The organism is Aquibium pacificum (assembly GCF_040839445.1).
Lineage (GTDB): Bacteria > Pseudomonadota > Alphaproteobacteria > Rhizobiales > Rhizobiaceae > Aquibium > Aquibium pacificus.
Window position 1 is genome coordinate 462,019 of record NZ_JBDPGJ010000003.1, and the last position, 26,096, is coordinate 488,114.

25 protein-coding genes and 1 tRNA gene are annotated in these 26,096 nt (G+C 61.6%); 9 read left to right on the forward strand and 17 right to left on the reverse strand.

Annotation, left to right across the window (positions count from 1 at the left end):
• Positions 1-223 precede the first annotated feature (223 nt).
• The 12 genes from ABGN05_RS14705 to ABGN05_RS14760 form a co-directional block, all read right to left on the reverse strand.
• Positions 224-901: a hypothetical protein gene (locus ABGN05_RS14705; protein WP_367954784.1), complete on the reverse strand. Its 678-nt coding sequence runs from the start codon at positions 899-901 to the stop codon at positions 224-226.
• Positions 898-2,460 (reverse strand): hypothetical protein, encoded by a 1,563-nt coding sequence (locus ABGN05_RS14710; RefSeq protein WP_367954785.1) that lies wholly within the window; start codon positions 2,458-2,460, stop codon positions 898-900. Before ABGN05_RS14710 ends, ABGN05_RS14705 begins: the two co-directional genes overlap by 4 nt.
• Entirely contained in the window at positions 2,450-2,857 is a 408-nt protein-coding gene (locus ABGN05_RS14715) for an HK97-gp10 family putative phage morphogenesis protein (RefSeq protein ID WP_367954786.1), read from the reverse strand. Before ABGN05_RS14715 ends, ABGN05_RS14710 begins: the two co-directional genes overlap by 11 nt.
• Entirely contained in the window at positions 2,847-3,233 is a 387-nt protein-coding gene (locus ABGN05_RS14720) for a GTA-gp10 family protein (RefSeq protein WP_367954787.1), read from the reverse strand. The genes ABGN05_RS14715 and ABGN05_RS14720 overlap by 11 nt, the downstream gene beginning before the upstream one ends.
• The gene (locus tag ABGN05_RS14725; protein ID WP_367954788.1) at positions 3,223-3,414 is read right to left on the reverse strand and encodes a hypothetical protein; all 192 of its coding nucleotides are present in this window, start codon (positions 3,412-3,414) and stop codon (positions 3,223-3,225) included. Before ABGN05_RS14725 ends, ABGN05_RS14720 begins: the two co-directional genes overlap by 11 nt.
• 827 nt (positions 3,415-4,241) lie before the next feature.
• Positions 4,242-5,510 (reverse strand): phage portal protein, encoded by a 1,269-nt coding sequence (locus tag ABGN05_RS14730; RefSeq protein ID WP_367954789.1) that lies wholly within the window; start codon positions 5,508-5,510, stop codon positions 4,242-4,244.
• A 12-nt stretch (positions 5,511-5,522) separates the two neighbouring features.
• Complete coding sequence (locus tag ABGN05_RS14735; protein WP_367954790.1) at positions 5,523-6,221, reverse strand: ATP-dependent Clp protease proteolytic subunit; 699 nt, start codon at positions 6,219-6,221, stop codon at positions 5,523-5,525.
• 124 nt (positions 6,222-6,345) lie between these two features.
• Positions 6,346-6,816, reverse strand: a complete 471-nt coding sequence (locus ABGN05_RS14740) for a hypothetical protein (protein ID WP_367954791.1) — start codon at positions 6,814-6,816, stop codon at positions 6,346-6,348.
• The gene (locus tag ABGN05_RS14745) at positions 6,816-7,340 is read right to left on the reverse strand and encodes a hypothetical protein (protein WP_367954792.1); all 525 of its coding nucleotides are present in this window, start codon (positions 7,338-7,340) and stop codon (positions 6,816-6,818) included. Before ABGN05_RS14745 ends, ABGN05_RS14740 begins: the two co-directional genes overlap by 1 nt.
• Before the next feature lie 381 nt (positions 7,341-7,721).
• Positions 7,722-7,871, reverse strand: coding sequence for a hypothetical protein (locus ABGN05_RS14750; protein ID WP_367954793.1), 150 nt, complete (start codon positions 7,869-7,871; stop codon positions 7,722-7,724).
• Positions 7,872-8,251: 380 nt separating this feature from the next.
• A complete protein-coding gene (locus ABGN05_RS14755; protein WP_367954794.1) occupies positions 8,252-9,508 on the reverse strand; it encodes an AAA family ATPase in 1,257 nt (418 codons plus the stop codon).
• Positions 9,489-9,752 carry a hypothetical protein gene (locus ABGN05_RS14760; RefSeq protein ID WP_367954795.1) on the reverse strand — a complete coding sequence of 88 codons (264 nt, stop codon included), beginning with the start codon at positions 9,750-9,752 and terminating at the stop codon, positions 9,489-9,491. Before ABGN05_RS14760 ends, ABGN05_RS14755 begins: the two co-directional genes overlap by 20 nt.
• A 620-nt stretch (positions 9,753-10,372) precedes the next feature.
• Between ABGN05_RS14760 and ABGN05_RS14765 the strand changes: the two genes are divergently transcribed.
• The 3 genes from ABGN05_RS14765 (at position 10,373) to ABGN05_RS14775 (ending at position 14,000) form a co-directional block, all read left to right on the forward strand.
• Positions 10,373-11,590 (forward strand): tyrosine-type recombinase/integrase, encoded by a 1,218-nt coding sequence (locus tag ABGN05_RS14765; protein ID WP_367954796.1) that lies wholly within the window; start codon positions 10,373-10,375, stop codon positions 11,588-11,590.
• A gap of 41 nt (positions 11,591-11,631) precedes the next feature.
• Positions 11,632-11,713, forward strand: a tRNA-Gln gene (locus tag ABGN05_RS14770).
• Between the two features lie 148 nt (positions 11,714-11,861).
• Complete coding sequence (locus ABGN05_RS14775) at positions 11,862-14,000, forward strand: integrase (RefSeq protein WP_367954797.1); 2,139 nt, start codon at positions 11,862-11,864, stop codon at positions 13,998-14,000.
• A gap of 52 nt (positions 14,001-14,052) precedes the next feature.
• Here ABGN05_RS14775 and xth read toward each other — a convergent pair whose 3' ends face one another.
• The 3 genes from xth to ABGN05_RS14790 all read right to left on the reverse strand — a co-directional run bounded on the left by xth (position 14,053) and on the right by ABGN05_RS14790 (position 16,158).
• Positions 14,053-14,829 (reverse strand): exodeoxyribonuclease III, encoded by a 777-nt coding sequence (xth, locus tag ABGN05_RS14780; protein ID WP_367954798.1) that lies wholly within the window; start codon positions 14,827-14,829, stop codon positions 14,053-14,055.
• Positions 14,826-15,473 carry an alpha/beta hydrolase family protein gene (locus tag ABGN05_RS14785; RefSeq protein WP_367954799.1) on the reverse strand — a complete coding sequence of 216 codons (648 nt, stop codon included), beginning with the start codon at positions 15,471-15,473 and terminating at the stop codon, positions 14,826-14,828. The genes xth and ABGN05_RS14785 overlap by 4 nt, the downstream gene beginning before the upstream one ends.
• Positions 15,474-15,798: 325 nt before the next feature.
• Positions 15,799-16,158 (reverse strand): hypothetical protein, encoded by a 360-nt coding sequence (locus ABGN05_RS14790; protein ID WP_367954800.1) that lies wholly within the window; start codon positions 16,156-16,158, stop codon positions 15,799-15,801.
• A 1,074-nt stretch (positions 16,159-17,232) separates the two neighbouring features.
• Between ABGN05_RS14790 and ABGN05_RS14795 the strand changes: the two genes are divergently transcribed.
• From ABGN05_RS14795 to ABGN05_RS14820, 6 genes are all read left to right on the forward strand, one after another.
• Entirely contained in the window at positions 17,233-18,609 is a 1,377-nt protein-coding gene (locus tag ABGN05_RS14795) for a hypothetical protein (protein ID WP_367954801.1), read from the forward strand.
• A gap of 68 nt (positions 18,610-18,677) precedes the next feature.
• Entirely contained in the window at positions 18,678-19,496 is an 819-nt protein-coding gene (locus ABGN05_RS14800) for a hypothetical protein (RefSeq protein ID WP_367954802.1), read from the forward strand.
• A 74-nt stretch (positions 19,497-19,570) separates the two neighbouring features.
• Positions 19,571-21,028 (forward strand): ATP-binding protein, encoded by a 1,458-nt coding sequence (locus ABGN05_RS14805; RefSeq protein WP_367954803.1) that lies wholly within the window; start codon positions 19,571-19,573, stop codon positions 21,026-21,028.
• A gap of 340 nt (positions 21,029-21,368) precedes the next feature.
• Complete coding sequence (locus ABGN05_RS14810) at positions 21,369-21,668, forward strand: hypothetical protein (RefSeq protein ID WP_367954804.1); 300 nt, start codon at positions 21,369-21,371, stop codon at positions 21,666-21,668.
• Between the two features lie 58 nt (positions 21,669-21,726).
• A complete protein-coding gene (locus tag ABGN05_RS14815) occupies positions 21,727-22,770 on the forward strand; it encodes a hypothetical protein (RefSeq protein WP_367954805.1) in 1,044 nt (347 codons plus the stop codon).
• 83 nt (positions 22,771-22,853) lie between these two features.
• Positions 22,854-23,321 (forward strand): hypothetical protein, encoded by a 468-nt coding sequence (locus ABGN05_RS14820; protein WP_367954806.1) that lies wholly within the window; start codon positions 22,854-22,856, stop codon positions 23,319-23,321.
• Between the two features lie 531 nt (positions 23,322-23,852).
• Here ABGN05_RS14820 and ABGN05_RS14825 read toward each other — a convergent pair.
• A complete protein-coding gene (locus ABGN05_RS14825; protein ID WP_367954807.1) occupies positions 23,853-24,143 on the reverse strand; it encodes a hypothetical protein in 291 nt (96 codons plus the stop codon).
• Between the two features lie 529 nt (positions 24,144-24,672).
• Positions 24,673-25,707, reverse strand: coding sequence for a glycosyltransferase (locus ABGN05_RS14830; protein ID WP_367954808.1), 1,035 nt, complete (start codon positions 25,705-25,707; stop codon positions 24,673-24,675).
• Positions 25,708-26,096 lie beyond the last annotated feature (389 nt).

The window sequence follows — 26,096 nt, forward strand, 5'->3', positions numbered from 1 at the left end:
TGTCACGAACAAGAGCACAATCATAAGGCGCATTGCAACACTGCTTTTAGTGCCCCATCATCACCGGCTACCTCCGCGCCGCCCAAGCCTAAGCACTCGCCACAATCGAAATGCACACCGCAGAATGGTACTGGCGGCTTTGCGAACGCGACTGATCCACACTTTCGACCGTTTAGCTCGCCTTCATTTCGACTCGCCTTCCTGCGGCAGTCACCCTTCGCCGTCACTGGGTCGAACCGATTGGATCGATAGGCAAGCCGATCTGGTCTTCCGGCCAGGTATGCAGCCGCCGCGTCGTGGCGCCTTCTGGCGTCACGGTCGTAAGGTCGGCGTGCCCGCCGACGCCGTAAACCAGATGGCCGCCCGCGTTCTCGTGCGGCATCTTCGTGGCGCGCAACACAGTGAACATATCGGCGCCGCAATCCGACAAAGGTTCGGTTAGCAGCCGCTCCGGGAACCCGTAAGCGGCGAATGCTTCCTCGGTTGGTTCCGAGCCGCAGCCATGAATAGGCGTGACGTTGTACAGCACGAACGGGTCAAAGCCCGCCACTGTGTCGGCCGTAGTGAAGTAGTAGATCCCCGGCCCGTCAGCTTCGCTAATGGCGCAGATAACGCCGTCGATCTTGGCGCCTCGCAAGCGCGGCAAGCCTGTTTCCAGTTCATCGATGAACGCCGCTAGCGTGCCGTCGACAGTGCCGCACGCGGCAAGCATGCCCAACGTTACGGGTCCAGTCATGATTAGTGCGCCGACGTTGCCTCGCCCAGCGAACGCAATCGGCAGGGTATCGCAACGCCACGCCTTATCGGCCAGGTTTGCTATCGTTCCATCGTCGCGAACAACGGAGCCATCCGTAAGCAGTTCGATACGATCTTCATAAGCCGCCGCAAAGAATGCCGTCATGCCGCCACCTTCATGATAATAACTCCACCACCGAAAGGCGTGTTAAGCGCCATATCGAGAAGCTTGTCGGCTATCTTGTCGATGGCGTTTGCGAGCGCTTCGGCGCCAGTCTTGCCCGCCCGCAGGTCTCGAATAAACCCGCCCATGACGTCCTTGCCGACGCCTGATAGTTCTTGTGCGGCGTCAGATGCAGCCTCGGTTGCGGCCTTCTGCTCATGAAGAGCCTCGACAAGTTCACGGATCTTCTGCTTCTGCTCTTCCGTCGCGTTAGCTCCGGCCTGCCGCAATGCATTAGAAACCGCTAACTCGACGTCGCTAGCGCCGACAAGCTCAAGCTCGCGCTCAAGTTCGGCGATAAGTTCCCGAACCGCCTTGCCCTCATCGATAGCCGCTTTGGCTCGCGCATTGCGGCTTCCACCGCCACCGCCTCCACCGACGTCCGGAATAGGTGAGCCGCTAGGGATAGGGTCCAGCGGCTTGCGATTGGCAAGGATGCTTTCAATCGTCGCGCCCTTGGCCGTAAGTGCGGCAAGCTCCTCCTGTTTCGCCTTTATCGATCCGTCTAGCAGGCGTCGCTCAGCTTCAGCCGTTGCGCCGCTAATCTCAGCTTGCTTGCCTTTTAGGTCGAGGATTTCATTCTCGATACGAAGGCGTTCACGGTCGACGTCGGTCACGCCGCCAGACAGACTTTGCGACGACTGGTTTTCCAGATCCCGCATGCTGTCGATAAGACCGCGGATATCACCGGCCAAGCGTGCCGCACGTTCCGCGATGCCGATCATGATAGGCGCGAGGTTGATTAGAGCCTGCTTGAATTGCAGGTCCATAATCTTTGTCGCGGTGCTGAATTCGTCGTTAAGTGTCTCTGCGCTAGCGATAAGTTCGCGGTCGACAATAAGGCCAAGCTTGCGTGCTGTTCGCGCCGTCTCGTCTAGTGCAGCCGAGCCGCCTTTCAGCATCTCGACCATGCGGATTCCCGCGTCGCCGAACGCCGCCGATGCAATCGCAGCCTTGCGGCTTGCGTCCGTTTCCCTATCCAACGCGTCTGCCACAAGGCGAAGGCGTTCTTCCTGACTGGTCGCGGTCTGAAGGTTCTTGAGCAGTTCCGGATTAAGCGCCTTGAGTGCGCCTACCATCTTGCCCTTGCCCTCGGCTGCCAAGCCGCTTGCCTTCGCAAATGTGCCTAGCGCCGCCGCAAACTGGTCCGTAGCAACGCCGCCGAGTTCGGCCGCGTATGCGTAAGCCTGATACGCTTCCGCGTCCAAGCCGCCAGCCTTGGCAGCCTTAGCTATGGCGTCGAATTCGCTAAGAGCTTCCTTCGCACCATTCAACGCCGCCGTAACGGAAAGCACGGGAGCCAACGCAGCCGTTGCGGCAAGCGCGAAGGGTGCAAACGCCATCTTGCCGATACCGGACAACTTCGAAGACATGCCGCTGGCGCGCTTTTCAATATGTCCCATGCTCTTGTCGGCTACTTTTTGAGCCTTATTTAGTTGACGCTCGAAGTCCTTTAGTCTGGCCTCCAATCGCACAACTAATTTTGGATCGTCATTTGCCACTAGCGTAAGCCTCTTTGACGGATTTACTTATGGCGCGCTTAGTGCGTGCATTCATTTTCTTGCGCATAAGCCTGTACCCAGGCCAGAAAAAACTCTGCCCAGGCTGTTCTTTTGTTCCGAATTCTTGCGCTAGAGCGTAGTCGTATTCATATGCGCCGCCCTTGGCCTGCCGCGTGGTCGTCTCGCCGCCGGCCTCGACAACAACCGCAATCTCGCCGTCGCGGCTCCACCGGATAGAAGCCTGGAGGTCGCCATCATCGCGCGGCGCAAGTGCGCGTTGTGTTCGCACAAGGTCCGCAGCGTTAGCCTCTAGCGCCGCGCCTGCGGCTCGCCTTACGGACTTCGGAATATTGGCAAGGCGTCGCTTGAAGTTTGCCAGACCGTTGTTAGGAGCCATCGCTAAAGCTGGCCTCTTCCGGGTCGAGACCGAACAGCGACGCGCCGATAATCGACACGCAAAGGGGCACGTAGTCACCGGGAGCGTTAGCGGCCAAAGTCTTGTCGACAAGGTTGTTCTTGATGCCGTCGAGTCGCGCCGCTGGTGCGCCAGTTAGCGCCAGCGTACGATACAGGCGCCTCTCGCTGGCGTTCGCCATGGCGAATTTAAGGACGCGCGACACGTCACCGAGCCCCCAGGTCTTGCCCGCAAGCGACGTGAACAATGCAAAGGAATTCTGCCCGGTGTAGGACTCGAAAGCCTCAAGGTCTGCGCGGGGGATCTTGAACGTAACATCCTTGCCACCGAACCTTGCTTTTACGTGGTCAATCAGCAAGGTAGTCTCCAATCACGTCCAGCTTCTCGACCGTTTCAGCATCGCCATTGACGAGCCGCCCGAGCGCCACGCCCTGCACAAGAAAAGCTTCCGCGATGTCTTCCGCCTGGTAGCCGGCGCGCATCATTCGCCGCGCATAGCTGGCCGCAATCGCTTCCGCGATTTCGTAATTACTTGTCATGTTGTGAAGTCCTTTCACGCACCCAGGGGCACGCTCAAATCGTTGCAATCTATGGGTTTGGGGGAACGGTCCGGCTAGTTTCCGCACGCGTCCGCGATTGAAAACACGGGCCGACCCTCATGATTTCAATCGGAAATACGTGCGCTGTTGGGGACGCGCGTTCCCGGTTGCGTAGCCCTGTAGGGATGTCGACATACCCCTGGCCTCGCGCTTGCGCGCGCGCGAGGGGATGCTGTCGAATTATCGCAACTTGCGATAATTGAGACGCGCGTGAGGGGATGCCAATGCGTCCCAGTCTGGGACGCATAAGACGCTCGGGAAACCGTCGCAGGTTGCGACAGTTTGGCGTCCGCAATTGGCACAACCTGTGCCAATTGTTCGGAAAAGGCAGAGTTGCCGAAACCGAACAAATCAGCAGCCGAGCGCGCGGTTTAATAAGTATCGGCAATCTTGCCAAAACTGATATTTCCGCAGCTAGTCTCGTCCTCTTACGTTTTCCTGTATTAGCCAATTAAGGAGAGGACACGCGCGTTCCGCGGTGCGTAAGGCGGTAGGGAATTGCCTATACCGTGGCGTGTGCTAGAACATTCGGCTATGGCTCAAGAACCTCACCTTCACGGTGTCCGATGCCCTTCGACAGGCATCATGATTCCCATTGTGGACGATCCCAGCAAAGGCGAAAATCGTGCAATAGGTGAGGACAGTATGATCTTCGTCTACTGTAGCCATTGCGATACGCATCACTCATATCGCCCGTCTGCTGTCGTCAGCTACGAGGCCGACGAAGACGATCAGCCGATACAACCGTCAACGCCGTCAGCGTAGACCTATGCCGTGGCCTGTGCCGGCACGGGTGCCGCAGCCTGTGCTGTCCCTCCCGCTATGCGCTCTAGTGGCGCATAGGTGCTGTTCATGGTGCGCATGCTGCCCTCGATGCCACCGATCGGGTTCATATCGATACGATCGCGGATTTCGTCGGCACTAATCACGCCCATTTCTCGATATATCTTGAAGCCTTCCGCTCTTGTCTTGAAGTCACCACGGAGCGTTTCCTCCATATCCAAGCGGGAATAATAGCCACGCGGGTTTATACCGAAAAGCTTATAGTCAGCTTCGCATTCAAGCCTGGCAACCCAAGGCGCAAGGCACCGTTGTACAGCCTCGATGGACTGGTGCTCGATGTTGCTAAAGGTGCTTCTAGAAAGTTCATTTGCGATATGAGGAGGGACTCCAAACCACCTACTGACTTCGTCCACAAGGAAGCGGTTGGCTTCCACCATCTGGCTGTCGGCCGGTGACGTGCCTACGGACTCGACGTCCGTATCGTTGTCCACATGCGCAGTTCGGTGCGATTTGTTGACGCCTTTGTAAAGTTGGTCAAACTCGCTACGCTGAAATGCAAGAGCTTCGGGAGAGAGGGCGGTCTTGTTTTTCACAATCAGCGCGACGTTAGCGCCGTTGCCGAAAAAGCTCGCCCCAAATAGGCTTGCCGCCATGGCCCAGCCTATCGACTGTGCGGCGTATTCCGCGACGCTGTAACCCACGACGTCGTCCCCGAAACCCCGTATGTGGAGGACGTCCATAGCGTCTAGATCGACCGTTCCACCGATGCCGTTGCTTACGCGATAGAAGAGCACGCCGTTGTCATCGCGGAGCACTTGAACCCTGTCCGGGTGGAGCAAATGAAGTGCAAAAGGCCGGCCGACCGTGTCCCTCTCAATTTCGCAGAATGAATTTCCCCAGCGCAACGCTTGATGAATTAGCGTTTCCTTAAGCTGGAAAGTCGAAAGTTCCGGATTCGGTCGAATGTACAAAATCTGGTCGACGGGATGCCGCTTGTCGATCTCGGCGCCGCCGCCCGGCAGTTCGCGGAAGGCGCGCCATGGCATCATGGCAATCGACTCCGAAATAAACCTGCAGCACGCCCACGCTACGGAGGAAGTCAGGATGTTGTCGGGATTTACGTGGATCCCCGATATTGTTCGCGACGCCACATGCACGCGGCTTTTTTCCGGGTGCTTCGTCGGGACTGTCGCCCTATTGAGCAACGCGGCCCTTAGCCGGGCCAGCAGGCCAGGCTTGGTTTCATTATCCATGTCTAAAATTCCTTATGCCGCGCAAGCGGCTAAATAACTGTCCGAAAATCGATAGCCGTTCGCGCCGAAAGCAATGGTGCGGCTTGCCGACATTGCGGCCCGTGCCTTCTCAGGCCAATCCTTCGATAGTGGCTGGGTCAAGCCGGGCACAAAATGCACTATGCCTGTCGAGACAGCCTTGTGAATCGGCATGTCAGCATCGTCGTCTAGCTCGCCGTCGAGAACAGACGGGTGCATGCCGGTTTGGCCTAGGATGATTGTGCGTGCCGCGTTATCGGCTTCGCGAATAGCGTCTGCATGAATCTGATAGCGGTCGGCTGTCCAGCGGCCCGTGCCTTGCATTTTGATTGCTGCGGCATGCAACATGAAGCGCGCGCCTGGTTGCGCGTTGCGAACGTCACCGGCCAGATAGGGCAAGATGGCCGCACTGGCGACGTCTCGATAAGCGTTCGAAATGACTTTGCCGGGATGCTCGCGTAGCGCCCTATAGCAGGCCACGGCAGCGCCGACGTCGCCGCCTAGGCTGTCCACCACTAACCAAACCGTCTTGGCCGCTGGCGCCGCCCGTAGGGCACGCTGGACGCGTTTCGCGGTCGCCGGAGTAATGTCGCCCTTGATGTCTAGCCGGAGGAACCGGCTGGCGCCCTGTGGCGCCGTCGCGGCAAGCGCCGCACGGGCCGACGCGAGCGCCGGCCTCGGGAATGGATCCATTAAAATGTCCTAATAGAAAAGACCGCGGCGCGCTCCGCGCATCAACCGCCATATAGGAAAAACGGGTGCAGCGGGCGCGCCGCAGGACGCGCGGCAATAGGATAGAAACCGCGCGTCTGTTCGATTACTGGAAACGGAGCCTGCGGCTGGCCTCGTCTAGCGATGCCGCGTGATCGATCGACCGATGTAACGGCAGGTGATTTGCGGTCGCATACTTGGCGATTGCCCACGACTTATCGCGCAACTCGTCAACCGCCTTAGCGAGTTCCGCGGTAATAGCCGCAACCGCGTCGGCCGTCGCGGTCATATCGCGCAAGAACAGCTTGCCATACCGCTTGCGCTCCGCATCCAACTTAGCCCAGGCGTCGCGCATTGCCGCCTCCGCAGCGTCGAGCACGGCCTGTGCGCGGTCGGTTGCTAGGGAGGACTGCAATAGCCCGCACTCGCGGTCGTCGGCCTCGCAAGCCTTGACGTCGTCACGTGCGTAGCGTGCCGCCTCGCGCGTCTGCCGGTATGCCATGTCGGCGGATTCAAGTGCGGCATCGCCACGGGTCGGCGCGCCGGGTAGGGCGCGAATTCTGTCGAGAACGTCCATTAGGTTTTCCATCTGTCTTGTGCTTTACGCCTGCCCTTTTTGACGGGAGGCGCGGTTTTGATTTCGTGCGCGATCCTGCGGAGAAGTTCTCCGCGTATCGTCGCTGTTCGTTCGAAGGCGGGTCGCGGCCAGGCATCCGTTGTGCGGTAGTGCTCAGGCAAGCCATACGGCCCGGTTGCGACGAGTAGCGTTGCGGCGGGTGCGCTTAGGTCAACCTCCAGCGACACAACGAAGGAGTCGCTTGTACCGGCCAGGATTGCCGCCAGCCGATCGCCAAGCCGCACGCCGCCGTCTTCCAGGTCGGCATAAGCGGTTGCGATTGTGGGTTGATGCCTCATCGGAGTGCCGACAATCGCGGTAAGCAGGATAAGCGCCGCTTCCTGTGGCGTGGCCTGTGTCGGTTCGGCCTGGTTAGCCGATAGGACGCCTGCCGCGCGGAGCTTATCCGTGTTTGCTGTCACGCTGCCACTAGGCAGCATAAGAATACGTTCGCAAATCTCGACGACTTGCTTTGCGGTCGCCATATGCGAACCTCCTAATTTGCGAAAATGCCGAACTTTTGGGGGATAAAAAAGGACGCGCTAATGCGCGTCGACATCTGTTCACGATGAACAGATGCCTGTGGCCTCTACCCCTCCCTTCCCGGAAGGGTGGTTTAGTGCGCACTCGCTGCCTCTACCCTCTATACTTTTCGGCGGGCTTTAGTGCGCACTAGGCGCCTCTACCCCTCCCGTTCCGGGAGGCAGGTTTGCGCATGCGCTGGCGAGCGAAATAGCACCTCACCATACTCCGAACGAAATCGAAGAAAGGGACGCTACCCCCTACATACCTCACCATGAAAACGAAAAAAGCGGCAGTACCCTCTACTATACCTCACCATGAGAATGCATAAAGTACCACTTTTCTTAATCACTTTTTGTTACAATGCGTTTTTCTTTCGCCTTTTTGTTTTCGTTCGCTGGCCGCAAATCAGGACGCAGCCGGTACAGCTTCTCGCGCGTGATCTTGCGCACCACTACGGTTTCGGAGTCGTCTTCCGGTTCAAGCTTTGTCATGCAGGCTCCTTCCGGATCATGTCGGCACGGTCGACGTAAGACGAACCTTTAGTGAATATTTCAACCAAGTACTGCGGCTCGTCCTTCGTGGCGTCTATGCCGACAACCCGGCACTGCTCCCACGACTCGACGGTCTTTCCGTCCTTCATGCTGATTACGTGCCGCAAGGCCGAATAGGGTGTAACTGCGAACATTCTTTCATTTCCATTTTCAAGCCTCCTAATTGCTTTCAAGGGTGGTAGCGCCGCTGGGCCTTCCAGCCCAGCAAGGGTGCTTCCACCCTGCCGGGGGTATAAGGGGGTGGAAGGAACAGGGGGGTGGTAGGGGGGTGGTATAGGGGTGGAACGGGGGTGGAAGCGGGTGGTGGAATATCCCGCTATCTAGTCCGTTTCGGCCTCATCCGGCCCGAAGTCTTCCGCCGCCACTATCAACCGCTGGCGCAATTTCGATGGCGGGCCTTCGGTCTTCACCTTGATAAGGTCCGCGGCAAGCAACCGCTGCATGGCGGCTTCCAACTGCTTTTTTGTCGTCCCTTCCGCGTCCGGTCTTGCCGCCATGATTGACGGTGCGTGATTCACGCCTTTTGTCGGCGCGACGCGCTGGCCGCTGCGGTTGATGGCGGAAAGCAAGGTTCGGAATAGTTCGTCGTGACGCTTGTTAAGCAGCCCGAGCGCAGGAGACGCCTTACCGTCGTCTAGGACGAAAGCGCCATCCTGCCAGCGCAACTTAATCTCGCCGCCAATCTTGCCGTAGTTGGCTTTCTTGGTCGTGAGAACGCGACAGTCCGGATCGACAAGGTCGCCGCTAGCCGCCGTAAGGTATAGGCGGCTCCGCACGCTGTTGTTCCAAGCTGTGCTACCGGACGAGCCGCTGCCGCTACGCATACCGTCCAAGGAGGGGTGAGCTAGAAGGATGACAGCACAATCAATCTCGATCGCCAGATTTCGAAGCATGCCGATAAACTGGCGCACTTGGCCGCGTTTGATCTCGTCGCCGCCGAACAGGTCAGCTGCCGTATCCAGGACGACTATGCGAGGTCGAAATTCCCCTGCAAAATTCGCGACGTCATTCCATAGCGCAGTTGGCCGCATGACGCCGCTACGGTCTGGAACGGAAAGCAATGCGTCCTTGTCCGCAAGAGGGACGAGGCGGAACCGGCCCAAGTCGTTCATTTGGAAGCCATGGAGCGCGACGATATCCCAAAGCCGCCGGTGGAATTCTTCCGCCTCATCCTCAGCGCCAAGGTAAAGCGCGGGTCCGGCTAGCGGATCGAGTTGAAGCGTGTCGCAACTCAGCGCCGATGCCGCGGCGATCTGTAGTGCGAGCAGTGACTTCCCGACGCCGCCGTCGCCGTTCAAGATTGTCACCTGCCGCATGGGGATAAGCCCCTCGACAAACCATTGCCTTTGCGGAACCGGCAAGCCGTGCCAGTCAGCCGGGTTTATTTTCGGGACGTTGTCGTTCGCGGCTTCGTACTTGCCAGGCTGGCCGCTATCATCATACCGCCAAATCTCGCCGTCGAGTTGGTGAACAACGTATGTTCCGTCTTGCAACTTGCTAATTGTGCCGGGGAAGAACTGAGCGCGCGCAATGGCTCCGGTTAGTGATGGAGACGCCTTACTCTTTGCAGTCGGCATTGTCGGGATTCTCGCGCTTGAAGATTTCGTATGCGGCGTTCGCCATGCGCTCCGCTAGATCGGCTGAGAACGTCGCCGTGCTTCGGCCAAACGCCATAGGCGCGTAAGCCCTCAACCCGCCTTCGCGGGTGCGAACTAACTTCATGTTGATGAAGCGAACATCGGGTGTAACTTGCACGTCAAAGCGCGCGATTGTGACACCGGGTCCGCCCTGCGGCTCCGGTCTAACTTCAATAATTTTCAAGGGATTCGGTCCCATTAGAATAAAAGGGTGCGCCGGGTTTGTGCCGGTCTTCTGTTTGCCGTCGTTGCCAATTGGCAACGACGGGGAGGTGCCGGTCAGGTGTAAGATTTCTTACAACAGGATCGACGGTATCAATTGATACCGTCGATGAACTTCGTCGCAAATTTGCAACGAAGTTGAAAGTGGCTATTTTAGCCACTTTCAACTGGGGAAGTTCAATTATCGCGAAGTTCCGCGGTCGCGGTCAGGCTGCTTGCCTTTCCTGCTCCGCAATCCATGCGGCAAGCGTCGAGCGCCTGGCACAAACCGTCTCGCCGACTCGGAAGGTCGGAATGCTGCCTTTCGAGACAGCGTGATATATCGCGCGTCGTTCGAAGCCGAGAAACTCGGCTATCGCACCGGCGCCGCGAAGGATGTCCGCGGCGAGTGGGGTATTGTCGTTCATGCTTTTTCCACGAAAGTTTGTTGGCGGTATTGGCGGATCGGCTCACCCTTCGTGAGCTAATATGCCTATATATCCCGCCCGCGCCGCTCACACACTAAATGCACCACAAATTTCGCATGTTGCCAAAAATCCGTTAGTCGTGCTATGGGTATCCATCCAAACGGAGGGCAGGGCAGTGGCATTGAAATTGCGCGAGTGGAAAACATCCAAAGGCGAGGAGCGAACCGCTTGGGTGGTCGACTACTATGACCAGAACAAAAAGCGTCACCTCAAGACCTTCGCGAAGAAAAAGGACGCGATGGCGTTCCAGGCAGGGACGCACCTTGAAGTGCGCGATGGCGTCCATATTGCCGATCGCCAAGCCACTACCATCAAGGAGGCTGCTGCCAATTGGCTTGCCTCGTGCCATGAACTTGAGCAGAGCACGCGAGCGCAATACCGCCAGCACGTCGAGTTTCATATTGTGCCGTTCGTTGGCGACGAGAAGCTAACCGACGTTTCGGTGCCGTTCGTCCGCAAGTTCCTAGACCGGCTCAGGGCAGGGGACTCCAGCCTGCCCCTAGACGACAAGCGGCGGGCGCCACGGTCTAGCGCCATGGTGCGGAATGTGCGGGTCAGTCTCGGCGCGATTTTATCGGACGCACAGGAGCGTGGTGACGTCATGCGCAACGCGGTAAACCTCATGACGTCACGCAAGGCACGCGCAAAGGCCAAGGAACGCCACCAGCGGCTGTTAGTGGTCGGCAAGGACATTCCGACGCTCGCCGAGGTCAAGGCTATTCTAGCCGCCGCAAAAGGCACGGCGCGGCCTTTCCTCATGACTGCGGCTATGACCGGATTGCGCGCCTCCGAACTTCGCGGCTTGCGATGGTCGGACGTGGATCTAGATCGAAGCGAACTTGTCGTGCGGCAGCGTGCCGACGCATACCAAGAAATCGGTTCGCCGAAGTCCAAGAGCGGACGCCGGACAGTGCAGTTTATGGCCGTGCTTGTGTCGACTTTGCGCGAGTGGCAGGCAGAATGCCCCAAAGGCGATCTCGACCTAGTGTTTCCCAACGGCAGCGGAAATATTGAGTGGCACGCCAACATCATCAAGCGATGGCTTCTGCCCGCACAGGTCGCGGCTGGCGTCACTAAGCGGGACGGGGTCGACGACGAAGGCAAGCCTCGCATGGTCGCCAAGTATCCCGGCCTGCATGCGCTACGCCACTTCTATGCGTCGTGGTGCATCAACCGCCCGGAAGATGGCGGACTAGGCTTGCCGCCGAAAGTCGTTCAATCACGCATGGGTCATTCGTCCATAACCGTGACGTTCGATACCTATGGGCACCTGTTCCCAAACACGGACATAGCCGGGACTATGGACGCCGCCGCCGCCGCATTGGTCGCATAGTTAGTTTAGATGGTTCTAATAGTTACATATTGGCGACACGACGGTGAATTATCAAATGATTTCAATGCTTCATAACGGACTCTGACTCCGTTAGTCCTGGTTCGAATCCAGGTTCCCCAGCCAGACTTCTTACTAAACCATTGAAATCATTGGACTTTTCGGGTTTTTGAGCCGACGCGCTTTGCGTCGAATCGGCCTTCCGCAACTGGTGCCCACAACTGATGCCCAGAGCTGGTGTCCATCCGCTCCGGGCCGACGGAGCATGGGGCGGATGGGACTGCGCAGGCATCAGGTCGAAAACCTCGTCCTCAGGGGGCCGATCTTCTACTGGCGGGCGCGCATCCCCGTCGGCTTCAGAGGCACCGGAACAAATGCAAGGCTTTCACTGAGCCTTAGGCTGTCGGACCGTAAGAAGGCTTCGCTCGTGGCACGGCGCTTGAACGCCATGCTCCTCGAACTTGAGATGGTGCCGAAGGCCAGGATGGCGACAAAGGAACAGCTCGCGAGAATCTTCGCGCTCGAAGCCGAAGCGATGCGCGCCGAAATCGAGGCGCTGGACCTGGCCGCAAAACGGACGGGTACCCTGCGCGATCCCGAACATCGCGAGGCAGACCGTCAGGTCGGCTGGGCCTACCGCCTCCTGCACACGTTCGGGTCGGGAGAGGACGTTTCCTTTGACGAAGGGAGCGAAACGCGGGAAGCGTTGATCGAAGCCGGCGCCCACGCAGACGACCTCCCCTTTATCGAAGCGACCTATCGGTCCGAACGCGAAATCACCAATTCGGACAGGAAGGGCGTGACGCGCAGCCCGTTCCTTCGAGACGTTCTGCACCGCATGGCACAGGCCGAACTCGACGACACGCCGCTGCATCGGGACGCTGCGATCGAGGAGATTTTCCGGGCGCGGGCCGATACCCTGCTTGCTTCGGCCGAAGACACGAGAAAGCCAAAGCTCACTGGAGAACGTCCGCCGGATCGTCAATCGGTTGCCGCCAGCGCCGGGTCTCCACCTCCTCGCCCGGCAGTTCTCTGGTCTGAAGAAAAGCCCGTGGCGCGAGCGGCGGCCGAGCCAGATCTTAGGCCGGAGCCCTCAGTTGTCCCTGTTGAGCCGGTAACCGTTCAGCCACCGGTCGCTGAAGCCAAGCCACCCCAGCCGAAGACGGCTCGTAAAGATCTCCCTCTCACGGATTTCGATCGAGAGTTGGAGAACCTCATCTCGAACAGGAAGAACGAGTGGGAAGACGACACTGCCTCGGACGTTCGGGTACTGGTCGGAATCTTTCGCGGCATCCTGGAAGAGCATGGCGTGGCGCATTCCGGCGAGATCACGCAGGAACATGTCGCTGCGCTCCGCCAGCACTTCAATCACATCCTTCCCCTCTACGGTCGCAGTCCGCGCCTGCGCGCGCTTTCGCCTGCCGCGTTGCGAGCCGAGAGCAAACGGCGCGCCGACGAGGCAGCAGCATCGGGCGAGAAGATCGAGCTTGGACTCTCGCGTGCGACGATCCGCCGACACCTCGGCAATCTCGACCATTTCCTGAAGCACTTGCGCGCATCGCATTTCACCGTCCCGGAATGGACCTTCGAGGGGTTGCGACCCAAGAAGCCGCCAAAAGGCGAGATCAGGCTCCAACAGGTCAAGCCGAAGCCGGAGGACATCCGGCCGCTCTTCGACATCCCGTTCTTCACTGGTCGAAGAAGCGTGGAGGCACCGGAAGTCGCAGGAGACCTCGTGTTCCATTCCGCCAACTACTACCTCCCCATGCTCTTCACCTACCTCGGTTCCCGACGGAAGGAATTCGCTGGCCTCATGGTCGACGAGATCGTGCAAAGCGAAGGACACTGGTCGATTCAGATCAAGGCGAGCGAGGTCAGGCGCATCAAGAATGCCCAGTCACATCGACTGCTGCCGGTGCCGAACGAGCTCCTGCGGCTCAATTTCATCGAGTATGTCGAGCGGCTGAAGAAGGTGGGGCACAAGATGCTGTTTCCGGAACTCTTCTCTCCCTACCTGCAGAAGAGCGATCCCGGTGACCGATTCTACAAGGACTTCGTGCCCATCGCCAAGAAGTGCATGCCGGGCGGTCTCTGGCAGCGTCCTTTCCATGCGCTCCGACATGGCTTTGCCAATACGCTCAAGCAGGCGGGCGTTTCCGACGGCGTGATCGAAGACATTTCGGGGCGGCTTGGAGAGACGGAAACTGCGACGCGGTATACCAATCCGGCGGGCCTTTCACTGATCCAGCTGATCATTTCCCGATATCCCGTCATCACCGGGCACCTCGAACCGAAGCCGATCAGGCTGCTTCCTTGGGTTGAGAAGATGGAGCCACCGCCATGGGCGGGCAAGAAGAGCGGCGACCGCTTCGGCAACAAGCGCGGACGGCGACCCAAAAAGGCGGCGTCCTAGTTGCCCCTGTCGAGTTCAATCCGATGATGGGAGGATGACGACCTTTGGCCGCTCAACCGTCCTTCAAGGTGATCCAGACCGGAGCGTGATCGCTCGCACCGTCTCGTCCGCGGACGTCACGGTCGACGCCAGAGTCGACAAGCCTGTCTCTGAGGTTGCGGCTCAGAAGCAGATGATCGAGCCTGAGGCCGGCATCGCGTGGCCAGCGCATGCGCTTGTAGTGCCAGAAGGTGTAGACGCGCTCCTTTGGATGCCGGTGACGCAGCGCGTCGGTCCAGCTGCGGCCGACGAGCTTTCGGTAGGCTGCACGGCTGTCCGGGTGGATGAGTGCGTCATCGTCCCAGGACGAGGTCGGGTAGATGTCGAGGTCGGTCGGCGCGACATTGTAGTCTCCGGCAAGCACGATCGGCGCGCCGGACTTGCGCAATGTCGTAGCGTGCTTCCTCAACCGTTCAAGCCAGGTGAGCTTGTAGGCAAACTTTGCCCCTGGCTGCGGATTGCCGTTCGGCGCATAAATCGAGGCGACGAGGATGCCGGCGACGGCCGCCTCGATGTAGCGGGCCTGTACATCGGTAGCATCACCGGGAAGGCTGCGGCGTGTGACGACCGGCTCGCCAACGCGCGACAGAATGGCGACGCCGTTCCAGCTCTTCTGCCCGACCCATGCCGCATCATAGCCGGCCGCAGCGATCGCCTCTTCCGGGAACGCGTCCTGTGCCGCCTTCAGTTCCTGCAGGCAGACGATGTCTGGTTGGGCCTCGGCAAGCCAGTCGAGCAGATTGTCGAGCCGCCTGTTGACGCCGTTGATGTTGAAGGTCGCGATCTTCATCGCGCCAGAACGCGCTCGACCCAGTCCCGGGTTGCCTCGGCGACGGTGGCCAGATGATTAGCTGCCGTGAAGCCGGAGATCGTCTTGCGAGGCTTCAGGTCATGATCGCCATCCTCCAGCCAGAGGATCTCGATCGAGGGCGAGAGGCTGTAGGCAGAGACCTCGTCGCGCGTGCCAAAGGGATCGCGCGTGCCCTGGCAGATCAGCGTCTGCGTCCGCAGGGCCCCCAGATGCTTGGTGCGAAGTTGCTGCGGCTTGGCGGGCGGATGGAAGGGATAGCCAAGGCAGAGCAGGCCGGCGATGCGGCCGTCGGCGTGGAGCTCATTCGCAACCATGGACGCCACGCGCCCGCCCATGGACTTGCCGCCGATGATGAGCGGGCCGGAAGCGGCGAGAGCATTGACGGACTGACGATACTCGTCCTGCAGCAGCTCGGCCTTCGGAGGCGGTCTACGGCTGCCGGAGCGGCGCGCGGCCATGTAGCCGAACTCGAAGCGGGCGACGCGGAAGCCGGCTCCCGCCAGCGCCTCCGAGATGCCGGTCATGCCGGCAGAATCCATGGGCGCGCCTGCGCCATGGGCAAGCAGGATGGTCGTAAAGGCGTCTTCCGGGCCGGTGATCAGCATCGTGTCGTCGTTGGGCATTGGCGGCAGCAATTGGTGTGGGGACATCATGTTCCACGGGATGGTGACCCGCGTCCAACGCTGAAGACGTGAATCGCGTTTCCAGAGTCTTGAATCGCCTCCCGTGCAAACAACGTTTGGTGAAGTAATGGGGGGAATACGAACAGGTTGGTGATAACGGGGTTTGCACGAGGCCTTTCTCCATGGGGGCAGACCCCAGCCCCGGGACCATGGGACCGCGCCCTGATGGGGTGGCAGCCGTCGCCAAGGAAAGACGCCGGGCAGGTCCGGCACAAGACCGCGCCAGTGCTGCCCGACGGCGGCCGCGGCCGAGCAACTTGCAGCCTCAGCCCGTGCGGTCGCCGTCGCCTCCGGCCGCCTCGTCCCCGTCGCCGCCGGGATGAAGCCTGCGCTGGAAATTCCAGCCAGCCTTATAGCGGTCCACGATGGCCGAGAAGGTCTGCTCGGTGGCCGCGCGATCGTAGTCGCGGGCAACCAGCCGTTCGATGACCGACGCCGCCAGCGTCCACAGTTCCTCCTCGCGTCCCAGCCGAAGGTTCTCGGTGATCGCGTAGTGAAGCAGCTCGCGCGCGATCGCGTCGCGGTCCGGCGCGCGCGCTTTAGCGATGCGCCTGTTATAGGCGCGCTGGTATTCCCGTTGCTTGCGCAGCCCCTCCTCGCGGCTCTGTCTCTTGCGTCCTGGCATCGTGGCCTCCCTGTCCGTCCTCAATCCTGCAGCCATGGTCGCCGTCGGCCTCGCAAGGAACAAACGCCGTTTGCCGACAGGCACTCCGCCAGCTTGAATCGCGCATCCGCATCTCTGAATCGTGTGCCCGGATCATTGAATCGCGGACCCGCAGTTTCGCAACTTTGCCAACGAGTTTTGAATCGCCTGCTCAGACCTTAGAATCAGATGACCGCAAATTGTTTCGCTTCGATCCGACGTGCGGCCACGTCGAGATGCTTCAGCCTCCGGATGGCGCGACTGCCGTAACGGATATCCGGCGTTCTGAATCGCGGCTGGGCAGTTTTGCAACGTTGGCGTCGAGGTTTGAATCTACTGCATCCGATCCTGAATCGAGATTGCGCAAATCGAGATGAGGTGCGGGCACGTCAGGATGCATTAGCGCGCATCATTCGCCGCCGACGGCGTATTGTAAACGGATTGCAAACGCGGACGATCGCAATTTAACTAGCTGATTATGCTTCACTTTCTGCTATTTTACCTGTTGCGCGGTCCGACCTCTTCGTCTATACGACCGGTCCGCGCTGCCGGGATCCACCCAGCAGCCTGCCACGGAGGCAGTGCCTTGAACCCCAACAAGCGAATAGCCCTGCTCGGGTAGCCTGCTCCGTCGTCGCCCGACGGATCGGGCTCCCTTGTCGTTTCTGCCGATCGCCGTGCCCCTGCGGGTGCGGATGGGTTCCTCGGCGCTCCATCGCCTCTCGGACTGATCGTCCGAGGGCTCCGTCGGTCGCGGCCCTTTGTGCCGCAAAAAGGGAGTGTTCACGTTGAACACGCTTCACCCCTTCGCTCGTCCCGAGCGGAGCCGTCAATCCATGTCGTTCCGGTCCTCGGAGCCTAGCTGGCTGCGCGTTGCAGCCTGCCCGGCTGAAGCTCCGGCGCGTCCGCCCGCCGACCCGGCTGCAGCACAGCGGCTGCCGCGCCATGTCCCCCAACCTCAAGCTGCTGGTGCCCGCATATGCCCGAGAGTTCCCGGGTGGCCGCCCTGACGGACGGTCGGTGCCTGTGTCTAACGCCAGCTGAAAGGATATCGCGATGGCGAAGAAGAACGAGCAGAACGCAGTCGAGACCACGACGGACGTCGAGGCGACCGAGAACGCAACCACGAAGAGCGTGACGGACGTCACGGGCGATGCCGAGGCAACGGGCGACACCAAGTCGTCCGAATTCGAGGCGGGAACGCCCGCGGAAGCCGCTTCCGAGGCGGGGGTCGCTTCGACCACGGAAGCCTCAGCAGATCTGGCGGTCGAGGCCGTGGCCGCGGCCATGGGTGAGGTGGCGCCCAAGAAGCAGAGCCGCAAGGCGAAGCTCAAGTCCAGCGCTGTGAGGGACGAGATCGCGGCCGCGCCCAACTACGCCGCCTATGGTCTCTCGGAAGAGGACGCAAGCAAGGTCGAGGCGCTGCGCCTCGCCTACACCGAGCTCGGGCGCCGCTCGACCGAGCACGTCTTCGAGTGCGGCGCGGTGATGGATGCGGTGCATCAGATCGCACCGGACCAGAAGACCTTCGGCAAGCTGGTGAAGGGAGCCTTCGGGATCTCCCGCACCGGGGCGGAGAACCTCGCGCGGGTCCACCGGAACCTGCGCGAACACCGCGCGCGGCTGGCACTGCTCGGCATCGCGGCGAGCTCGCTCTACGTGATGGCGACCGCCGGGACCGACAAGGTCGAGGAGGTGCTGGTCGCAGCCGAGGCTGGCGAGAAGCTCTCGGTCAAGCGGGTCAAAGCCATGCTGGGCCAGGCGCAAGCCAAGCCTGGCGCCGTCCCGGACGATGGCGGCATGGCAGGCTTCAGGGCGCGAATCGCCGAGCGGACCGCGATCGAGGTCGGCAAGGTCATGGATGAGGCCGAGGCGCTGCTCACGCTGACGCTGGTGACGCTGGAGCCGTACCGCCGGGGCAAGCGCATCGTGGTCAAGGACGCACAACGCCCATTCATCGCGCCTGCCCGGATCCTGCGCAAGCGGATCGAGCGGACCACCTGGCTCACGGTCGAGGACCTTAACGGTCCGCTTGAGGGGGCAACGCAGGAGGAGCCGATCACGAGCGACGATCGCTGGTACGCGCTGTGGCGGACGCTGGTGCAGCTCGGCGCCTTCGAGGGCTGGCCCAAGGCTGGCGAGGTTGGTGGGTGGCTCGCCGACACGGTGGTGCCGCAGCTCTCCTGGCTGCTCGGCGACCGCTCTCAGCGCAGCCATGCGGTCATGGAGAAGATGGAAGCCGAGGCGGAAGCCGAACGCGTCAAGGCCGAGCAGGCGGCGGCGCGCGCGAAGGCTGACGCGAAGAAGGCCGCCGAGAAGGCCAAGCGCGACAAGGCGAAGGCCGACAGCCAAGCCCTGCGCGCGGACCGGGCAGCAGCGAAGGCAGCGACGACCGCCGACGACGCTGCGGTCGACGGCAACGCCAACACCTAACCGCCCATCGACAGACGTCCGGGCCGTGACCGGCCCGGACACGTCTCTCCCCGATCAAGGAATCCGACATGAGCAACTCCTCCTCCCCCAAGAGCCGCAACGCATCCAGGACTGCAAGGAAGACACCGACCACCCGCGGCAAAACCGTCCGGCGGCGCAAGCGCAAGGAGCCTGTGGACCAGACGCCCTGGCTGTCCGGCCGCAAGCCGGAACTCCACCTCCATCTCTTCGAGATTCCGATCAGCAGGGCATGGTCGGGAGCCGACTACCTGGTCCTCATGGAGGGGCAGCCGGGCTGGCATCGCGCCATGCTGGAGGGTCGCGCCTGGTGGGTCGGTGACGAGTTGCTCGGCCGCCTTGCCGACAGCGCCATCATTCTACCGACGCCCGAGCGGCTCCTCCATGCGCTCGAGCACGTCGCGTGGAGGCTGTCTGCCGCGCCGGACGCATACGACACTGCGGGCGACAGGCAGTACTATATCGAGCGCGACGTCATCGACTTCGGCAACAGCCTCATCTGTCACCGGGGCGGTGAGGAACTGAACTCGCCACAGCAACTGACCATCTTCCGCCATCTGCAGGTGGAGGCGGCAACGATGCTGGTGACCCCTCCCGGCCTCGACGAGATCGTGGTCGGGCACTGCGTCCTCGATGCGGACGGTAACCGCGTCTTCGAGCATGTGCTGCTGGAAGAGTGCTGGCTCCATGCCAGGGACCGCAAAGGCGACTGGCTCGATCGCCTCGGCGTGGTCTTCGCGGATGGAAGTGTCAAGGTCGGGCACGAACTCGCGCAACGGCCCTGGCTCGAGATGTTCGGGCAGAAACGCAAGCCGCGCGCAAAGGCAGCGGCGTCCGCCGCCAAGTCCACTCGCAACGAACGGGGCTGATCCCTCGACGCATCGGCGTCCGGCAGCCGCCGGACATGTCTCCTCTTCCTCATCCAGTTCAAGGAACCAGTCTCATGAACCTCTCCCCATCGACCGTCGTCGCCGATGCCATCTACGCCGACACGCCCGACGGCGTGCCCGTTGCGATCGACTTCCACCAGATCATCGGCGAGCACACGCTGGTCGCCGCACAGACCGGGCAGGGCAAGAGCGTCCTGTTGCGCAAGATCGAGGAACTGGCGCTGGCTGCCGGCTATCCGATCATGGTGTTCGATTCCGATGGCGACATGTCGAGCCTGCGGAACGCGGCTCCCAACGGCATCCTGGTCGTCGGTGGTGACGATGGCGATCCCGCAATCACCATCGATCAGGCCATCCGCCAATTGCCGAAGATCGTCGCCGGACGCGCCTCGATCGTCTTCGACATCCGTGCGCTGGACGATGACCAGCGTGCCTCGGTCGTGAAGCGGGGCCTGGCCGTGATGCTGAGACTGCGCCCGGAGCTCCAGCAGCCCTACCTCGTCGTCATCGACGAGGTGCAGCGCTTCGCGCCGGAACGCGGCGCCGGCAAGGCGGCCGGCATGATCGTCAATGCAGTCAAGGAGGGCCGCAGACTGGGCCTGACCGTGGTCGTGGCGTCCCAGCGCATTGCCGATGTGGCCAAGGCCGTGACCTCGCAGACAGAAAACCGCATCTTCGGTCATGTCTCGGATGCAACCGACCGAAAGCGCATCGCGGAAGAATTGGGCCTCGGACCGCGTGAGACCGCGTTCCTCTCCGGCTTCGACAAAGGCGACTTCCTGGTGCGCGGCGCAGCCTTCGGCGGACCGCTCGACAAGGTCCGCGTCCGGATGCCGGTGACGGGCAAGGCAGGCAAGGATCACATGATCGAGCGGCTGAAGAACCCGATCCTGCCGATCGAAATGATCCGCGAGCAGCTTGGCGGCCGTCCCGAGAATGAGGGGACGAGAACTCCTCCTTCGACAAGGCAGGCGATGACGTCCGGTGCCATGATGGCGGACCCGGTTCGGCTGGACGTCGTGCTCGACGCTGACGCTGAAGACGCGTCGATGGAGATGGTGCTGCTGGAGATCCTGACGCAGCAGGGACGCGGCGGCATGGCGAAGGTTGTGCTGGCGCTGCTGGCAGGCACGACCGAGCGCCGCGGCGCCTTCCAGCAGGCGATCTCAAACCTGCTCGCGGCGAAGATGATCGGGGTGGGGACTGGCGCCAAGATTCGCATCGCGCCGCACGGTCTTGAGGCGGTGGCCAACGGGAGGCCCGCGAAGACGCCGGCCGAGCGGCTGGCGGTGCTGCGGGCGGCGCGGGAGAATGCTGACGAGCGGATCGTCGCCTGCCTCTCGGCTGCGGGACATATCCCGCTGGAGACGGCCGAGATCCGGGCTCGCACCGGGTTGGGACCTCGCGTGGCGAAGGCAGCCCTGCAGCGCCTCAAGCGGGATTGCTGGGTGATCGAGCGTCGAGGCACATTCGCCACGTCCCCCGCGCTGGCGCGGTTGCTGGGCCGCTGATCGCAGCAGCTCGCCCGATGTCGAAATGGCCCCGCCCCTGCGCGGGGCCGTTTCCGTCTGGAGCCTGCTCCGACAACGAGCCCCGCATGCCGAGCTTGTTGCGGCTGGTCTGGTCGACGACGAGAACGCGCGAAGACCTGACGCGCGTCCAGCCACTCCGCCGCCCGTTAACCAATCGATCGCAAAGATTCCAAGTCGCTCATTTTGCGGGCTCCGATCGCCCGCGGATCCTGCCAGGGTGTTTTTGGCGTCGGGACGGTCCCGGCGTTTTGGACGGCCTCCGCCGATGCGCTAACATCGACGAAGGCCTGACCCGCAACCTGCGTAGAGGTCTTGGGCTATGGATACCGTTACCTGCAACTCCCCATGGAATGAAGCCGTCCTTGGCAAGAGCCCCCAGCTTGCTGGAGGGGATGCTGATGTCGATGCCACGCTGGAGCTGGCAGCTCTCTCGGCCGGGCAGCTCTCGGCAGTCGCCGCACTGATGCTTGCCTTCGAGGCGGCAGAAGAGCGCGCGCGTTCGGCCGAACGGCAGCTCGCTGACCATCATCGCCACTGCATCTGCCGCGCGGCACAAATCGCCGCCGAGCATGCGGCCGATGACGCCTGCGTGTCCGTCAGCCTCCGCGCCGCGGCCTGACCACGTCCGGCGCCGCCTGATCAGGCAGTCGCCTCCAGCATCATCGGGAGATCACTCCATGGCTTACCACACCGCCGCCGGTCGGCGGCCGACCGCCGACGTCCAAAGGTCTGCCACCGCCCCTCAACCTGACATGACCGGCAGTCGAACTGTCCGGTCCGCAGTCGGCAGTTCAGACACGCCTGCCGCCCGGCGCGATGCCGACTTCGAGGTTCTGATCGATCGTGCCATTGCCGCGATCAGGGCCGCAGGCGATCGCGCCGATCCGGTCTTTGGACCCTTCGCCGAACTCAACTCGATCGTGCGGGCCGTCACCTATCATGAGGGCAAGCTGCTCGAATGGGGAGTGTCGCGCCTTGCCACCGAGAACCTGTCCCTGGTGTTGATGCCGCCCGAGACGGCGCTGCCGATCGTTCCGGCGGCAGTCGAACTCCTGAAGCGCAACGACTGGGTTGGTCTGGAAGGTCTGCGGCTTCGTTCGGAGGTGCACCACGCGACGAGCTACGTCCCCGACCTCTTCCTCGTCGATCGTGACCGGCACCTGGCCCTGCTACTCGACGTCAATCGCTCGCTCGCCTCCTATGCCGAGCGACGTCTGAATGCGCTGCGCAGGCGCATGATGGCGGCAGCCCTCATTGCCGGAGACTGGCTGCACATCGAGGGTCGGGTCGCTGGCGTGTCCCAGGTGGATGTCGCCATCATCGATGGATCGAGCGAACGGCGCGACCAGAAGAACGGCGTCTTTGCGCTCGACGAGGTCGGTGACCTCATCGGCGTGCCGGATGCCGGAGAGGCGATGCTTGGGCTTCGGGCAAAGTTTGCCCAACGGGTTCAGGCGGAGGTTCGCGCCGCGTGTCTGCGGGCGGTTGGCGCCAGCGATGATGGTCCGGGATCTGTGTTGGCCGCTGATATCGAGCCGAGCGATGAAGAACACGACGACGACGACGGTTCGGCGGCACTGGACGAGGACGATGAGGAGGAGGACGGCGCCGCCAGCATCGCGATGAGCAGGTCGCGCACGCGGCGGAGCAGCGCGACGACACCCCATCGCACCGAGCGGCGTCCGATCGTTGTCGGCTTTGCGCGAGGTGGCGGACCCTGATCGGCCCGGCGTCGCAGCTTCCAACCACTCACATCACCAACCTTGACCTCACGCGCCGTGACGCGCCACGGGAGACCCATGCCGTGAACGACAACCCATCCCTGCAACCCGACCTCAGATCCGATCCCGCCTCCGCCGAAGCGGAGACCGCTGACACCTACGAGCTCTCTTTGAACCCTGCCGAGCACAGCGACTTGAAGGCGGCACTAGCGTCGAGCCCGCTTGCCGTGCTGTTGGATGCAGCCGGCCATAGCGAGCCCTGCATCCGGCGCGTCCGGTCCGGCCGCAGTCTTGGCTGCTCGTGCCAGACCGTGCCGCAGCCGCTGGACGATGCCGCAACCGCCATCGGGCTGGCGATCCGCCTTGCCCAGATGGGGGCCGAGCGGCAGATCCCGATCCCGCGTGGCGTGCTCCAGGCTCTGGTGCGCCAGGTCGATGCGAAGAACCCGGCCGCAATTCTGGTCTGGCACTGGCTCGCCCGCCGCGGCCAGGTCCCGGCACGTGCAGACGTCCGGCCGGAACTGCGTCTGGTCTGCGAGCGCACCCAATGACGGCGAAGGACGATCCGATGACGCCGTTGGGGACGCGGCTGGTCCGTCACTGGCTGCGGGGCCTGCGGCGGCATGCCGAGCTGGTTGCAATCGACCGCGCCGTGACGGTCGGTGCGATCGATCGGCTCGAGACCAGGTCGGGCATGGTGATCTTCGCCATCGGCGAGCGCGTCAAGGGCTGGGTCACCGGCAAGGTTCGGCTTTTGCTACGCCAGGCCTTCGGCATTCCGGCTTCAGGGCTGGAGCGCTCGCCTTACCCAGGGCGCTACGTTGATGGGACCGCAACCCAAGACGATGACGAGAGTGACTGGCTCCCACTGACCAGCAGCAGGAGCGAACCGGACAAGGCCAAGCGGCCCTCGCGGTCAAAGCGCTCTGGCGGCAAGGGTGCAGCGTCGGAAGATGAAGCGAAGGCGGCTGCTGCGCGCGCGGAGGCGATCCAGCTTATGCTCGAGGATCGCGCAGAAGTGGTGCCGGGATCCGTCCCGGAAACATCGGCAGCACCGGCTGGTCGCAAGCGTGCTGGCGGACCTAGCGGCGGCAGCGGATGTATCGACCGACAGCCCATCGACCGACCCGATGGCCGAGCTCTGCCAGAAGCTTATAGCCGCGCAGGCCGAACGCGGTGCAATCGCTCGGGACGAAGTCGCGATCTTTGTTTTTCGAAGCGGTCGAGTTCTTCGCAAGTGCGTGCCGCCCATCTTCACATTGTCCGCCGCCGCCCGGTCTTTTTAGTTCGCAGTTGTCGCTCTTCGGATTATCGCGTTCGATCAGGGTTTCGCGCTTCGTCACTTTGCTCGGCGCCGGATCAGACTCGGCCAATTTATTTGTTACCGAGTTACAGCCGCTCAAGCTCGCTACCGTAGCAACTATGACAATCATTCCGTATATTGATTTACGCATATGGACCGCTCGCCCTCTAAGACTATCCTAGCTGAAATCGATACGTCGAAAGCGAGTCAAGCGACTTTCGCGCTGCTGCGCCAAACGCACTCCACGATTGCGGGCGGCAAGAAAAGCGCCGTCATCCACGCCACAGACCGCCACCGCGTGAGACGCGCCAGCACGACTGCGCCGGCGAGGTGTCGGAAAGCGAAGAGCCGGCCAAGGCAAATCGCACCGGTCAGCGTTACGGATATGGAGTGTCGGAGACCGGGCCTCCGAGTAACCATTCTTTAACCATCGCCTTCGTAGGCTGACACCAATATGGATCGCCTCTACCGGTGACCACGGATGTACTGGCATCGGAGGTTGGGGCGCTAGAGAAGGGTCGGGATGATTTCCCGGCCTTTTTCTCTGTCGCTGGATAAGGCTGCCAGCCTCACGTCGGCACCGTTGCGTCTTGCACGGTCTATCGCAACAGATCTTCGACAAGCTTCATGATCTTTGGCCGTCCTGCGGCGTGCGAATGGACGTCCATGAAGGTCCGGTATCCCGCTTTGGAGAGACGCCGCCACAAACCGTCGTCGCGAATGAGGCGAACAACTGCATCCGCCATTTCCTGCGGATCGTCGCCAATCAACACATTCAGGCCGTCGACCAGGCCCGTCCCCTCGGCCGCGATCCGCGTTGCCACGACGGGAACTTCGTAGCTCAGACTCGAGATGATCTTGCCTTTGACGCCGGCGCCATAGCGGAGCGGAGCAATGCTCATGCGGGCGGTCGAGAACAGATCGCGAAGGTCCTGGACATATCCCAAAGGGGTGATTGTATCGGAAGCAAGCGCGGCAATGTCCGGCGTGAGATTGGACCCCGCCACCACAAGCCTACCGCCAGGTTCCGCGTTCAAGACCTTCGGCCATACTTGTGAAACGAACCAATGCACCCCGTCGCCATTCGGTGCGTGCTCGAATCCTCCAATGAAAACAATGTCCCGTCGCTGGGGCAGCGAATCCCGCCTCCTGAAAAGGCCGGAAAGCCGCGCTGCCCAGCCACCGCCGCGCTTCGGCGCTTCGCGCAAGAGCGGGATGTGGCGAATATCGGCATCGGCGACGAGGCCGCGGAGCACGACATGTTCGAAGCTGCTGACGACGATGGTAGCATCGGCGCGTGCGACAAAATCCAGTTCGATGAGCCGCATAGCATCGGATGCGTTTGCCAATTCCGGATCGCCCGCGAGTTCCGCCTGCCGGCGCATGCGCAGATGATGAAGGTCGACGGTGTGGAATATGATCTTCGCCTTGGGTGCAACGCGGCGGACGTGGTCGAACACCCGTTGCGCGATGGGGGCGCGGAAGATGATGACGAGGTCCGCCTTGGGTGCGAGATGATCGACCGCTGCGTCCAGCGAGGGATATGTCGTCGCCTTGGGCACCGCAATGCCCAAGGCCCGGATCGCCTCGGAGTAGCGGCCGGCATCGCCCAATACGGAGGGCAGGAACGTCACGTCCAGGCCGGCTCCCGCGAGAATCTGGAGGTAGGCGAATGTACAGGCCGATCCGCTGTCCCGGTCAGGCGTAGGCGTGCGGTCGTCGATGACGAGAAGCTGGGGAGCCATCTGCTACAGCCGGTTCAGGAAAAGGATGGAGGTTCTTGCATATGGTCCGGAATACGGCAACGGAGTTTCCGGGCAATTGAACGGGGGGGAGGGGGATACCGGCCTCGTCCGCGGCCTTATCGGATTGGCTCGCTCAGCGATCAGCATAGAGCAAGGTTTAAAATGAACGGTTGGCTCTGCGACGTTATCGTGCCACGTTGTAAGATCAGGGGCGTAGCCAGGGAGGCTCCCAATGCGAATTTCACCAAGTAAAATTTTGTTTACATTTATCTTCATCA